Annotated in this window: 9 protein-coding genes; 2 read left to right on the forward strand and 7 right to left on the reverse strand. The window is 57.6% G+C overall.

Annotation, left to right across the window (positions count from 1 at the left end):
• Together BHAP_RS10520 and BHAP_RS10525 are read right to left on the reverse strand one after the other, a co-directional pair.
• Positions 1-505 (reverse strand): transposase (locus tag BHAP_RS10520; RefSeq protein ID WP_211279733.1); only part of this gene is annotated, 505 nt, incomplete at its 3' end.
• Between the two features lie 564 nt (positions 506-1,069).
• Positions 1,070-1,762, reverse strand: a complete 693-nt coding sequence (locus BHAP_RS10525; RefSeq protein ID WP_158216476.1) for a response regulator transcription factor — start codon at positions 1,760-1,762, stop codon at positions 1,070-1,072.
• Positions 1,763-1,917: 155 nt separating this feature from the next.
• Here BHAP_RS10525 and BHAP_RS10530 point away from each other — a divergent pair, with 155 nt between their 5' ends.
• Entirely contained in the window at positions 1,918-3,150 is a 1,233-nt protein-coding gene (locus tag BHAP_RS10530; protein ID WP_244569400.1) for a CPBP family intramembrane glutamic endopeptidase, read from the forward strand.
• An 80-nt stretch (positions 3,151-3,230) separates the two neighbouring features.
• Complete coding sequence (locus BHAP_RS10535; protein ID WP_094730634.1) at positions 3,231-4,397, forward strand: beta/alpha barrel domain-containing protein; 1,167 nt, start codon at positions 3,231-3,233, stop codon at positions 4,395-4,397.
• Positions 4,398-4,827: 430 nt separating this feature from the next.
• Here BHAP_RS10535 and BHAP_RS10540 read toward each other — a convergent pair whose 3' ends face one another.
• The 5 genes from BHAP_RS10540 to BHAP_RS10560 form a co-directional block, all read right to left on the reverse strand.
• The gene (locus tag BHAP_RS10540) at positions 4,828-6,732 is read right to left on the reverse strand and encodes a DUF2264 domain-containing protein (RefSeq protein WP_094730635.1); all 1,905 of its coding nucleotides are present in this window, start codon (positions 6,730-6,732) and stop codon (positions 4,828-4,830) included.
• Positions 6,729-9,527, reverse strand: a complete 2,799-nt coding sequence (locus BHAP_RS10545; protein ID WP_094730636.1) for a glycoside hydrolase family 2 protein — start codon at positions 9,525-9,527, stop codon at positions 6,729-6,731. The genes BHAP_RS10540 and BHAP_RS10545 overlap by 4 nt, the downstream gene beginning before the upstream one ends.
• A gap of 300 nt (positions 9,528-9,827) precedes the next feature.
• The gene (locus BHAP_RS10550; protein ID WP_094730637.1) at positions 9,828-10,322 is read right to left on the reverse strand and encodes an inorganic diphosphatase; all 495 of its coding nucleotides are present in this window, start codon (positions 10,320-10,322) and stop codon (positions 9,828-9,830) included.
• A gap of 432 nt (positions 10,323-10,754) precedes the next feature.
• Positions 10,755-13,175, reverse strand: coding sequence for an alpha-1,4-glucan--maltose-1-phosphate maltosyltransferase (locus BHAP_RS10555; protein ID WP_094730638.1), 2,421 nt, complete (start codon positions 13,173-13,175; stop codon positions 10,755-10,757).
• A gap of 326 nt (positions 13,176-13,501) precedes the next feature.
• A partial coding sequence (locus BHAP_RS10560) for an integrase catalytic domain-containing protein (protein ID WP_143248795.1) occupies positions 13,502-14,144 on the reverse strand: 643 nt, incomplete at its 5' end.

Consider the following 14,144-nt stretch of genomic DNA (forward strand, 5'->3'; position numbering starts at 1 on the left):
AGCAGCGCTTGTGCCATACGCCGTCCATGAACACGTACGCATACTCCTGCACCAGCGGACGCTCCCGCCACGCGTCGATATCCGCGTAGATGCGCTTGAGCTTGTCGCTCAGAGTCTGCGAGGGCATGCGATCACCCCACAACAATTGGCTGACATCATCAACCTGACGCGTGGACACGCCCGCCAGATACATGTCAATCAGCGCCTCCTCGACGCTCTCCTCGCGCCGCCGGTAACGCTCGATCACGGCCGACTCGAACACCGCGCCCTTCAGTTTCGGTACCTTCAGGCTCATTTTCCCGGCCTTGACGGTCAGATCACGCTTGTAATGGCCGGCCCGGTACGCCTTGCGATCCCCGCTGCGCTCGTAACGGGCGGCGCCCGTGATCTCGTCGGCCTCGGCGTCGAGCATTGCGTTCAACGTCTCCTCGACGCTTCTACGGACCATCCGGTCCAGGGTGGTCTCCAACATGGCCTGGTCGACCTGTAGAATCTGCTGTGACATGGCTTCGTGCCCTCTTTCCAATCGCGATTTGTTTTGTTTGGCGACAGAAAATCGTACACAGGACACGAGCCATGCCCTTTCATCTCAAGCCCAAGCCAAAGTGCGCAAAATTTCGGGCCTTATCGATGAATTTGTCTTGATTTTGGTTACGGGCCTGTTTTTGGAATTTGGAGACAAATTCAAGTGTAGGGCTATTGTGCGGCGATTTGCAGAATCGGCGTTATTCTGCGGTTTTGTACTAGGAGGTATTGTCTCGAAAGAATAGGTGTATCGATTAATTGGATTTAGAGACAAGATTTTTTGTCTCATATTTTCAAATATGTAAAAAGATTAAATTTGGAGACAAATATTTCCTGTCTCAAAGCAGACAGTCGACCAAAATATCGCATTAATCGTTCATTAGTGTGATATTCCGGCGGAGAGTCAGGCTACTTCCGCCGCAATGTCACATTTCAGGCCCTATTTTTGTGATATTCCGGCGGAACTTAGGGAATATCACGTTTGAGTGGTCATGCGATGGATTGAAACGGGTCAATTCCATCGCGTGACCACCGAACTTCACGTTTAACGCGTCAGCCATATAGCCACTGCGTGCGCTAGGGATCGGGCGCCGAGCTTGTCGACGGCGCGATGCGCGTGAGTGCGTACAGTGGAAGCGGCCACACCCCATTGCGCGGCAATTTGGTCGTAGCTTAATCCTTGCGACAATAACTGCATCGTTTCTGCTTCTTTTGCCCCCAATTTAGGTTGATCATTCTGCTGATCCTCGTCGCTAACCAATAATCGATGCGCTTCATCCGCAGTGTGGAATACCAGCGCAGTATCAGAATGCGCGCAGCTCGCAAGTTCCGCCGGAATAAACGTGCCGCCAGCGGACACAGCGCGCAGTGCCTGCATCAGCTGCGGCATATCTGCTTTTGACACGATACCTTGCGCACCCGCCTCGGCCACGCGCGTCGCATACGTATCGACCGAAAATGCCGTAATTGCAAGTAACGCAATCCGAGCGTCACGCTGACGAATCCGATGGCATACGCTCACGCCAGTCGCATTGCCCAGCGACATATCCACAAGTAGCACGCGCGGACGAGTTTCGGGCGTTAGTGCCTTGTGAATCGCCTCATCCGCTGTTTCGGTGCCCCATAACCAGCGCGCGCTCGGCATAAGCTGCGGCAAAATCCCCTTCAATGCGAGCAACGCCATGCGATCGTTGTCGACCGCAGCTATCGTCGTCGCCGTACCCCGTGTGTCGGTCATGCTTGTAATCCTAGTAACTCGTCGTACATAATGACGTGATCGTGGCCCATTTGTCTGCATGGTGAGTCTGCGTTGTGAGATGCATGATCATTTGCTGGTACACACCTGTGGGCAAAGTCATTGATCATTCAGTAATCGCGGTTAGCCTTGAGCGTATGAGCAATACCACATCACAACCTGAGTCGCATGACGGCGACGCGCAGCAACAGAGCCAACAGAATCAGCAACCATACGCACAGCAGTATCCGCCGCCGCAAGGCCAGCCGTACCCTCCATACATGCAGCAGTACCCGCAGCAATATCAGCAGTACCCGCAATCCCCCTACCCAGCACAACCGCAGCCATACCCCCCGATCAACCCCGAGCAAGCTCGCCGCCGTGCGCAACGCAAAACCGTCGGTCGTCTAGCCGGCCTTATTCTCGCGTACCAAGCGATCTTCACAGGCGCAAGTCTTGTGGCCGGCCTAATCATGGGCGTAATCGCCACGATTCAACGCGTCGCTGGCGAAAATCTCTCGCAAACGCCGTCGCCGGAAACGTTCCGCCGAATCGAACAGGATCTCGCGCAAACGAGCCTGCAGTGGGTCGGCGTAATGAGTATTATTTCGGTCGTCGTCGGCTTTTTGTTCATACTGCTTATGCGGCATCGCAGTATTCTCACGCGCGCGTTCTGGCTCGGCGACGCCGGCAACCCGTCCAACTCAGCCGCCCCACAGCACGCCCGCATGCGCCCCGCCTGGTTCGCTGTATTCGTGGCGCTCATCATCGGTATCCAAGGCGTGCTGCAACTCATCCAAATCGCGTTCGCCGCGCTCGGCGTTCCGCTCGTCTCGCCCACGTCCGATAGCATCGACGAAGCCGCGATCACCGTGAGCATGTGGCTGTACATCGGTCTGATCGGCCCGATCGTTGAGGAAGTCGTGTTCCGCGGTGTACTCATGCGCGAACTCAAGCCGATCGGCAAAAACTTCGCGATTATCACCTCGTCGTTCATGTTCGCGCTATTCCACGACGATGTTGTGCAAGGCGTGTTCGCGTTCGGCTGTGGCCTCGTGTTTGCGTTCGTGGCGATGGAATATTCGCTGATTTGGTCGATCGCGCTGCACATTTTTAACAACGCGATTCTCGGCGGTGTATTGTCTGAGTTCGCGGCGAGCTTTGGTGATGCTGGCAATCTTGTGTACGGCGTGACGCTCATGATCGTTGGTATTGTTGGCCTGATCGTGGTGCTGGTCAAGTATGGCTGGGGGTTGCGTGAGTATGCTCGCGTGAACCGGTCCGCGCCCGGCACGTACTGGAATTGGACGTCGGGACTGTTCCTGACGTTTGCGATTCTCAACGGTATGGCTGCGCTCGGCTCGTTTACGATCGCGATGACGACGGCGTGACGGCTGGCGTCGGTCTGTTGCGGCTGTGTTTTACAGTGGATAATGATAGTTGCGGTTGTCTCGTGAGAGTAGGGAGAGCTATGACTGATTTCTCGCCGTTTTATGACGTCAACTTGAGTTACGACGATAACTACGCGAAGGGACCGTTTGGCGCGTTTGCGACGGCGTTAGCAGGGGACGGCGTCGACGCGGCTGACTGCGTGAAGGATACGCCAGCAGCCAGCACCACATTCCTCGGCCACCGCGTCAACCTGCCGTTCGGTATCCCCGCAGGTCCCCTGCTCAACTCGCGATTCACGACGGCCGCTTTCCGCATGGGATTCGACTTAGTCACGTATAAAACTGTGCGTTCGCGCGCGTGGGGATGCAACCCATTTCCGAATGTGCTCGCCGTGCACCCGAAGTCAGTCGACGGCTCGCTCACGCCGGGCAGTGCCGAGCTCGACGAGGGCGTGCTCGCGGACACTCGTTACGAGCAGCCGATCTCCATTTCCAACTCGTTCGGCGTGCCATCGCGTGACCCGGACGAGTGGCAGCCGGACATGCGTCGCGCGATCGCGGCGGCCGGTGAGGGACAGTTGTTGATCCCGAGTTTCCAAGGTTCGCGTGTGGGCGGTATGACTACGGACGACTACATCGCCGACCATGTCACCACTGCGCGGCTGGTCGTCGAGACTGGCGCTGATCTGATGGTCATGAACACGAGCTGCCCGAACGAAGGACACAATCGACTGCTGTGCCACGATCCGGCGTTGGTTGGTCGCATTACTGAGGCTGTGAAGAATGAGATTGGTGATCGTGCGCTCGCGATTAAACTTGCGTATATTCCGCCGACTGAAGTGAGCGGTGGTTGGGGTCCGGATCGGCAGATTGTCGATGATAGTGCGCTCGAACTGATGGTGCGTGAGACTGCTGCGCGCGGCACGGTGCAAGCGTTTTCTGCGATTAATACGATTTCTGCGCGACTGGTTGATGCGTCTGGTCAGCAGGCGCTGCCGGGTGCGGGTCGTGATCGCAGTGGCGTGTGCGGGCGTGCGATTCGTCATGCTGGCCTTGACATGGTGGCTCGTTTGGCGGCGATTCGCGAGAAACTTGGGTTGGATTACACCATTATTGGCCTTGGTGGCGTGGTGACGCCTGAAGATTATGTCGCGTATCGTGCCTCTGGCGCCGATGCGGTGATGAGCGCCACCGGCGCGATGTGGGATGCCGATCTCGCGCACAAGATCAAAGCTACTGTGCACTGACGGAGGTGCGGGCTGGGACGCTCGTGCTATACAACTGAGTCTCAAGTTGCCCGAATCAGGGATTGCGCATGGCTGTGCACAAATCACGGTTTTCTGTGACTCTACACCCAGTTATGAGGTGCTGCCGGTCACGCGATGGAATTGACCCGTTTCAATCCATCCCGTGCCCCGTCGCCTCACAACCCCAACTACTGGCGCATTCGGTCACGCGATGGCACGAGACCGGTTTCATGCCATCGCGTGACCTATGGCAACCGGTTTGTGTGATATTTCGGCGGACCCTATGCGGTTTTCCGCCGGAATGTCACAGAAAATGGCCTCTAAATGTGATATTCCGGCGGAAGTAGAGCAGTGTTCCGCCGAAATATCACACAAACAGGGTGGATTCTGTGATATTCCGGCGGAACTTAGACAATCCTCCGCCGCAATATCACGGTAGGTAGTCGAACGCGGTGCGAATTGTGATCGGGCAGCCGGCGTGAATGGAATATTCGATAGCCGGGATAACGGTTTTCGGATGAATCAGATTGGTATTTGGGGCAGCAGAGATCACTAACGGCTTCGGCTTAGACGCTTCAGAGCCTGTCGTGCCACCGACGCCAGTCCGGCAGTCATTCGTCAGAGGCTTCAACGATCGCATGTCATCCACAATCTGAAGGTCCGTGATGTTCAGTGCAGTAACCGCGCAAAATAGCCCATCGCAATCGCATCGCGCACTCAACTGAGCCTCATCAACCGCATGAGACGGCCGCCGCAGATCGTCATCGTTCACCGCAAAACCGCAGTCATACGCAGTACAGTCCACGTCAGAGACAATCCGATGCGTGCGCACATGGCCGTGCTCACTGACCTCCACGGTCGTCTCAACTTGCACACCACGGCACGGCGACCATCGAATCGTATACCCCCGATCGTCGGTGCGCAGCAACTCAGCGAGTCCCTTGCAGTACACGAATCCGTCAACGCACAACGCGAGCATACTGTCAGGCGCGCACTCGCCAACGCTGAAATTGTTGTGCGCAACCGAGAATCCAAACGCGCTCGAATACGCGAATTTTGAATACTTGTCGATCGCGTGCGCATGGGCGTGCGTTTGACCATCCACACTAATCGCCCCGGGCGTGAGCAGCACTACGTCGCCATCCGTACCGCGCTGCGTGATCATGCGCGTCGCTTCACTGTAGTAGCGCGGCTCCAAATCAGGCATCGGCGCGGCCTCGACCTGCCAGAACTCATGATCGGCCGGCAATGCGAGGAATAAGAACGCTTCGAGCGCCCAATACGGCGACCCGGGTGCGTTATACGACTCCTGCATATGCAGATTCGAATATCCGTAGCCGATCGTGAGCACGCCCGCATTGTCGAAAATTGGTCGGCTCAACCAATCAGCCAAATGCCGCGCGATAATACCTTTCAGCACGGGCAACGGCAGTACGTCGAGTCCAGCGGCCGCGCACGCAGAGAAGAATCCAACCTGCGCAAACCGGTAGGTCATCGACCGGCCGAACGCAGGAGATGGACCGTCTGGCGAGAACCAGTGAACGTAGTCGCGGGCGAATTCGCGGGCGCGCTCGCGGAATCGGCGCGCGTTATCCGGGTCTTCATCGCCCATGACCATCGCATACAGCACGCCGAACGTGACCAATACGAACGGATTGTAGTAATCTTTCGCACCGCGCGCACCATCCGAATACCAGCCGCCGCGATCGTACAGGCTGTTGATGAACTCAAGTCCGGCGGCCAGTTTCTCCGCATTGTACGGCATGCCGCGTTTGTGCAGCGCGACGTTGGCGATGATACGGAAGAAAATCCAGTTACTTGACCAGCACTTGTGTCGGTTGATTTCGTTGAGCCAGTCGGCGAGATTGCGTTTCGCTTCGTCACTGAGCGGTTCCCAGACTTGTGCGGGCGCGAGCAGCATGCCGAATCCGATCGCTGCCATTTCGCAGAATTTTTGATCGTAATCGTGACACGTGTGCCAGTATTCGCGATTGTCTGGGTTGCTGCCAGCGGTCAAGCCGTCGCGCACGATGCGTTCGAAATCGGCGTCGCTGCTGCCGCCTGCCCAGAACGGGACGAGCCCCCACAGTACGCGGGAGAACGCTTCGATCGGCACGGTGTCGTGCTCGTACCATGTGCCGGTTGAGCCGATGTCGAGTCGCGCGCCGGACGGGGAGTAGAACGGTTTGAGCGGGTCGACGATGCGTTTGAACACGGCGACGGCGCGTTCGCGTGTGCTGAAGTCGGCTGCGGTGATGCCGTACAGTTGACGGGGCGAGTGGGCCCATGATTGGACGGGCGTCTGCTGCGCGGCGGAATTGAGACTGCCGCTCATGCTGTGCGCTCCTCATGCTCTTCAAGGGTGAACACGGTTTGCGTGCCGTCGGCCGCAGTGACGATTGCCTTGTCGTTCGTGGTGAGGCCGGTCGGCAACGTTGCGTAATAATCGATGACGCCGGAACCGTTGAACGAGAACGCGGCTCGCCACTGTTCGGGCGTGATCTCATGAAGTGGACGGTCGGCGATCATGCGATGATTGTCGCGGTCGAGTGAGAAACCGCTGTCCGGCCGCGGCCACAGTGACCACGGGATCGCCGTGCCGTCGATACGCGCGCGACCGTCATTCGCATCAGTGTCGGAATCGGCTGCGTTATCTGTACCGTTATCTGTAGCCAGAGAGCCGGCAAGTCGGCCGCCGTTGACACGGTCATCGGTGCCAAGTCGTGTCCAGATGACGTGGTCGGCCCAGACGGTCGTATCGGTCGTGTGATCGCTCAAATCAGCTGTATCGTACGTGCCGTACGCCCAGATCGTATACGTACCAGTCTCGTCCAGTAGTCCGTCCACGGTGAATATGCCGTTGCCTTGCGCGACCGCGTCGTACGAAACTTGCGCGTCACCGTTGTGCGACACGAGCAGCCACACGCGGTCGAGATTCGAGTACACGCGCACTGTGCTCGGTCCTTCCGCGCGCGCTACGTACCGTCGAGACGCGATGTACACGAACGGGTCCAAGTGATTCCAGTTCGCTTTGTGCAGGTAAAACGCGTCCTTTTTCACCGCGCGATCCCACGTGACGAGTCCCTTGTTGTTGATCTCGAAACGACCCGCCTCACTCGGCCGGTGGTCGACGCCGAAATCGAACATGTTCCACAGTGACGTCGACCACAACCAGTCGTGCGTGTTGATATATGCGAGTGCTTCCTCATGCTGCAATGACTGGTATTCTTCCGGTTGCCAGTAACTGTTCGGCCGAGTCTTGTGCGCGTTCGGATGTAACTCATGCTGGTCAATACTCGCACCCGTACCGTATTCGGACAAGCCGAGCGGGCGGCGTTCGATTGACCGCTTTTGCTCGATCAGCGCGCCGAATCCCGGCTGCGAATACCAGCCTGGGTACATGTTCCAGGAGATGATGTCGCTGGCCCAGTTGTCGCGTTCGCTAGCGGTTTCGTCTTGATCGGCGGCTTGCGTGGTGTAGCGGGTTGGGTCTTCCGCGTGTGCGAGGTCGTTGAGTTCGCGTGATAGTTGCGGCATGGCGATCCACTGGTTTGCGGTGTTGTGATTGCCGACCTCGTTTTGCAATCCCCAGAAACAAATTGACGGACGGTTTCCTTGCTGACGGATGAGTTCAACGAGTTGTTCCTTGGTGACGTCCGCGAATCGTTCGTCCTCACCAACCCAGTCAATGAACGGGATTTCCGCCCACACGATAATACCGTTCGCGTCACACAAGTCATAGAAATAATTCGCGTGCGGATAGTGCGCGAGGCGTAGATAATTGACGCCCATTTGCGTGATGATCGTGAAATCCTCGAGATGATGCGCGTCGTGCAGCGCGTTACCAATGAGTTCACGATCTTGGTGACGGGTGACACCGCGCAATGGATGCGAGTGACCATTGATGAAGAAACCACGAGTTTTATCAACGTGGAACCAACGGTAACCGATTTTCTCACTGACTGAATCGAGTGGTGTGCCGAGCGTTGTGCCGAATGGTGTGCCGAGCGTTGTGTCGAATGGTGTGCCGGGCGCGGGGGAGTCGGTTGCGCTGTCGGCCGTCGCGGTAGTATCGCGCGCGGCGCGCGTAGTATCCGTGTCGAGGATTGCCACGCGCACGTCGTATTGATAGGCGACATCACTGTTGTCTGCACCGCGCGAGTAGTTAATCGGCTGCCATAAGTGCGGGTCACTGACCTCAAGCGTACGATGAACCGGAACACTCGTGTGTGGCGCGATCTCAAGACTGATCGTGTCACCGGCGGCGACATGGCCGTCTCGGTCTGTAATAGTTGTGACCACGAACACACGGCGCAGAAGGTCGGAATTATTGACAATGGTCGCGCTGACTTCGGTCAAACCGAGATGATCAGGACGACCATTCGCGTCAGGATTGTTACCGTCTCGGCGTCCGGCGTTCGGAGTGACGATGCGCAATCCGGACGCGCCGTGGTCGTCGAGTGCGAGATGCACGTCGGCGGTTTGCACGAGACGCGCCGGACGGTAAATACCACCATAGAAATTGAAATCAGCAAACAGCGGAGCCACGCGCAGATCACGACGATTATCAACACGCACGGCGATCACAGTATCAGCGTTCGTATTGTCGTTGAGTATGTTGGTCAAGTCGTAGCGGAACATCGCGTACCCGCCGAGATGAGCCGGATCACCAGTATCACGCGCTGTATCCTGCGGGTCAGTACCAAGCGGAGTAAGTGCACGACCGTTGACATACACGCAAGTGATCGAGTTCACACCATCGAACTCAAGATACGTGCGCTGATTGATGGTTTTGCTGATGTGCAAATGTGCGCGATACCAGCCAACTGTGCGATTCATATTGCCACGAACGCCATCATTTGTATCAATCGCATTCCACGTATGCGGCAGTGTGACCTGTTGCCAACTGGAATCATCGAAATCTGGCGCGACCGCAGTTTGCGGATCAAGGATGTCGGCATCACCGCGACCACACGCAAACCGCCAATCAAGGTTAGAAAGGTCAACAACCGTGCGCTCTACACCATGATTAAGACTCGCAGTACCATGCGCGACATTCACATGATAATGACTAGATTCAGTCTGCGCGAGTGGAATGATATGGGTGGGAGTATGAGTTGGATGCGCCATTGAATTCCCCTTATTTGTATATCGTTATCGATAATCCCTTGCTAATTGTATGACGATTTATGGTCGAAAGTGCGAGTGTGTGTTGTTCGCTGCGTGCGAATAATTGTGGATGTGGGCTGTGAAGTGTCCCAGTATGTAGTGGCGGAAAACGCTCACTGAGCACTAGCTCAGTGAGCGTTTTCCGCCACTACATACTTTCCTATGCCCCCCCCCCCAAAAAAACAGCCTATCTTGTCTTATGACTCACATGAAAAAGGAGCCCCCTCGCATGGGAGAGGGCTCCTTAATTACAGTGGAAAATCACTTGGCGCTGTTCGCGAGGCGCTCGCGTGCCGCCTTGATCTCCTTTTCGGCCTCAGCTGCACCAGTCCAGTAGTCGCCGGGCTTGACTTCCTTGCCTGGTTCGAGGGCCTTGTACTGCTCGAAGAAGTGCTTGATCTCGGCGAGGTGATACTCGTTGACGTCCTTGACATCCTGGCAGGCATCGTAACGAACGTCGGCCGGCACGCACAGCACCTTGTCGTCGCCGCCCTCTTCGTCCTCCATGTGGTACAGACCGACAGCACGGCACTCAATCACGCAGCCCGGGAACACCGAGTTGGTCACCATCACGAGCGCGTCCAGCGGATCGCCATCCTCGCCCAGCGTGCCCTCGATGTAGCCGTAATCATCCGGGTAACCCATCGCGGTGAACAGTTCGCGATCGAGGAACACACGACCGGTCTCCTGGTCCACTTCGTACTTGTTCTTAGAACCGCGCGGAATCTCGACCACGACGTTGAAGGTTTCTGCCATGACATATCTCCTTGAAAGTCGACAGTTGTATTGACATGCACCACAATACCGCGTTCTGTGTATTGCGACGCCGTCCCCGGGGTTCCGGCCAATTCCATACGGCGACCGTAACTGAGTGCTTAATACGATTTCACTGTTGAGTTACGGCCGTTTTGAGCCTGAGAGACGGCCGTAACTCAACAGTAGAAGTACGTTAGTGCTCAGTTACGGCCTTTATGAGGGTTCCAGACGGCCGTAACTCAACGATAGGGACGCGTTAGTGCTCAGTTACGGTCGTGCTGCGGCATGAAGAAGGCCGTAACTGAGCAGAACAGTTGAGATGATGCTCAGTTACGGCCGCTAGGAAGGATGATGGAGGCCGTAAGTCAGCAGTAGGAAGAAGTACTGCTGACTTACGGCCTGTGTGGACGGCGACTGCCGCGCAACAAGCAACTACCGCACAACCGTGAACACATGCGCCACGTCAGCCCACGGCGCGAGCGAAACGAAGTTATCCCACTTCCACTCGTACTCGCGGCCAGTCAGCTCGTCGCGCAGGTGCGCACCCTTCGCCGGGTCCACGTCGAAATCAGTCATCTCGAAATGAACTTCATCCTGATGCGCGTTGTGACCGTCGAGATTGACCACAATAATCAGCGTCTCCGCCTTGCCGGTGCCGGTCAGTTCGGCCGGCGTGTGCCGTGCGAACGCAAGAATATTCGGATCATGCGTGCCCAGCAGGCTCACGTTGTGATAACTGAACGCGGCCTTGTGCTCGCGACGAATGCGGTTGAGCGAGGTCAGCAGTTTCGCGATGCCGTACTTGGGAGCCGCATCCCAGTCGCGCACCTTGATCTCGTACTTTTCGTTGTCGATCTGCTCCTCGAAACCAGGACGCTGCTTGTTTTCGATCAGCTCGAAACCGTTGTAAATACCCCACGACGGCGATCCCATCGCGGCGAGCACCGCGCGCACCGCGTGACCGGCGATGCCGTTGTCGCGCACGTACGCAGTCAAAATATCCGGCGTGGTCGGCCAGAACGTGTTGTGCTGGTAGTAGCCGTCGTCTCCGTTCGTTTCAAGCAGATACTTGCTCAGCTCCTCCTTGGTGTTGCGCCACGGGAAATAGCAGTGTGACTGCGTGAAACCAACGTAGCTGAGCGCGCGCATCATGCCCGGACGAGTGAACGCCTCGGCGAGGAACAGCACTTCCGGATGACGGCGAGTCACGGCCGCGATCACATCCTGCCAGAAACGCACCGGCTTCGTGTGCGGATTGTCGACGCGGAAAATCGTTACACCAGCCTCAATCCACAGGTCCATAATCCGCTCGACTTCGCGCTCGATACCAGCCATGTCGGCGTTGAAATCGATCGGATAAATGTCCTGATACTTCTTCGGCGGGTTCTCCGCAAACGCGATCGTGCCGTCCGGCTTGGTGCGGAACCAGTTCGGATGCTCCTTGACCCACGGGTGATCCGGCGAGCATTGCAGCGCGAAATCAAGCGCGATCTCAAGCCCGAGCTCGTGAGCTTTCGCGCACAAAGCCTTGAAATCATCCATCGTGCCGAGCTGCGGGTCCACGGTATCGTGACCGCCGAGTGACGAGCCGATGCCGAACGGCGAACCCGGGTCATCCGGACCCGCGACGAGCGAGTTGTTGCGTCCCTTGCGGTTGGTCACGCCGATCGGGAAAATCGGCGGCAGATACACGATATCGAAGCCTTCCGCCTTCGCGCGCTCAAGTCCGGAGATCGACGTGCGAAGCGTACCCTGCACGATTTTGCCGGTCGCCGGGTCCACATACGCGCCTTCCGAACGCGGGAAGAATTGGTACCACGCGGCAAAACTGGACGCTGGACGCTCGACCTTGAACCGTTGCGGTGCGCTCGGCGAAATACCGTCGCGCAGCGGATTCGTTTCGTGCAACGACTCGATCTCAGCGTTGTCGGCTGCGGCGAGACGCTCGGCCGGAGTTAGCGTGCGGTCGGCGGCGGTTTTGGCGGCTTCCTTGAGCAGCTTGCGCTGGTCGGCGTTCAGTCGCGCATCCTTGGTTGCGGACCAACGTTCGAGCAGTTCCGCGCCGGAATCGAGTGCGTTCTCCACGTCGTCGTTCACTTTGACTTTGATACGCGCGTCGTGCAGCCACGAGCGGTACGTGTCTTCCCAACCTTCGATCGTGACGGTCCACTCGCCGAGCTGACGTTTGATCGCGGCGAAATCTGGGTCCCACGGTTTGACGTCGGAGCGCTCGCCGCAGGTCAGCTCGACTTCCCAACGGTCGAGGCCGGAGTTGGTGCAGGTCATTGCGGTGCGTGACATTTCCTTGCCGCGGTGGTTGCGTACGACAGCGGTCGCACCGACTTTGGTACGGCCTTCGATGAAGACTTGCGCGGTGACTTTGAACGGTTCTCCGAGTTCGACGCGTGCCGGGAAGATGCCGCGTTCCTCGTCGGGGGTGACGTCCATGACGTTGATGCGACCGAATTGGCCGGGTTCGGTGACGGGGATGGACTGGGCTGGTGCCTCGCCGACGAGTCCGGGGAGCGCGGTGGATTTTGCGGCGGTTCGCGTGGATCGGGTTGATCGCGTTGACTTTGTGGCTGATTTTGCAGTTGTCTTCGTAGATGTTGCTGACTTTGCTGCGGCTCGTGTGCGCGTGGCTGATTTTCGGGTGGCTGTGTGCTTGACGGTGGCGTCTGCTGCGGTGGACGCCACGACGGACGCTGCTGCTGTTTTGGATGCAGTCGCGGATGCGGTTGTAGACGTATTCGTAGACGCGGCGACTGCTGCACGCGTGGCTTTTGTTGCGGTTTTGCCCGCCGTTGTCGCCTTGCCGGTAGTGGCCTTGGGATTGCTCGTTACTTCTGTCATATTCAATCTCATTCCCTGATAACGATGGCTGTATTGTGATGTACTGCCATAGTCCACATTGTATGGCTCATACCGCACAAATGCGCATAATTTCGCCATTTTCTGGGCATGTAGGGGTCTTGTTTAGCGATTGTTCACTGTGATATGCATGCCATATATAAGGCGCGCGGTGAATACGGCATCTGATAGTGTCTCGATCGTGCGCGCTTCCGGCATCGATAGGGGGTTAAGTCATTGATACAGTGGATCTATAGTTTTCGAGGTGCCTCATTTGAAAGTGAGCGCGTAATCCGGAGTGGTGCCTCACTTAGGGTGAGCGCGAAATCCTAGTCCTTATCGGCTGGTGGGGTTTCGTTGTCTTCCGGTTCGACGCCCGCGATCCGGGCGAGCGTCTTGTTCAAGTATGCCATGTCCGGGCCCGAGCGTCTGGCCAGCCGCGCGGTGCGCGGGGCGGCCATGTCCTCGAGCCGGTCTTGGATGTCGTGGATGCGGCGGACGAGTTCGGCGGGGTTCACGGTCGCGAGCGTGCGTTCGATCTCCTCGCGCTTGTCGTCGGGGATGAAGCCGGGGCCGCCCGCGGCCCTATCTTGGTCGTCGAACTCCTTGAGCCGCTCCCATGGTGTGCGCGGCCTGTCGTAGACGCGGCGGGGGCGTCCGTCCCGTGTGCTTTCGCGCGCGATGGGTTTCTTGGACGGGGTGAACAGGTTGGCCTTGACACGCACCAGTTCCCACAGCTCGTTGAGCAGGTCGAGCTCGTCGGCGGTGTACCGGTAGTAGAACGCGTGGCGGCGCACGACGTGGTTGTTCCTGGACTCGACGGTGGCCTGGTCGTTCTTCCTGTACGGGCGGCTTCTGGTCTGCTCGATGTCGCGCTCGTGCAGCCACGCGATCAGGTCCCGGTTGATGAACTCGCTGCCGTTGTCCGAGTCGTAGGAGCGGATGCGCAACGGCAGGCGGGACTCGATCAGC

It is taken from the genome of Bifidobacterium hapali, from assembly GCF_002259755.1.
Classification (GTDB): Bacteria; Actinomycetota; Actinomycetes; order Actinomycetales; family Bifidobacteriaceae; genus Bifidobacterium; species Bifidobacterium hapali.

Coding starts and splice junctions, on each gene's coding strand:
- BHAP_RS10530 (WP_244569400.1), top strand. CDS start 1,918: ATGAGCAATACCACATCACAACCTGAGTCGCATGACGGCGACGCGCAG.
- BHAP_RS10545 (WP_094730636.1), bottom strand. CDS start 9,527: ATGGCGCATCCAACTCATACTCCCACCCATATCATTCCACTCGCGCAG.
- BHAP_RS10535 (WP_094730634.1), top strand. CDS start 3,231: ATGACTGATTTCTCGCCGTTTTATGACGTCAACTTGAGTTACGACGAT.
- BHAP_RS10525 (WP_158216476.1), bottom strand. CDS start 1,762: ATGACCGACACACGGGGTACGGCGACGACGATAGCTGCGGTCGACAAC.
- BHAP_RS10555 (WP_094730638.1), bottom strand. CDS start 13,175: ATGACAGAAGTAACGAGCAATCCCAAGGCCACTACCGGCAAGGCGACA.
- BHAP_RS10550 (WP_094730637.1), bottom strand. CDS start 10,322: ATGGCAGAAACCTTCAACGTCGTGGTCGAGATTCCGCGCGGTTCTAAG.
- BHAP_RS10540 (WP_094730635.1), bottom strand. CDS start 6,732: ATGAGCGGCAGTCTCAATTCCGCCGCGCAGCAGACGCCCGTCCAATCA.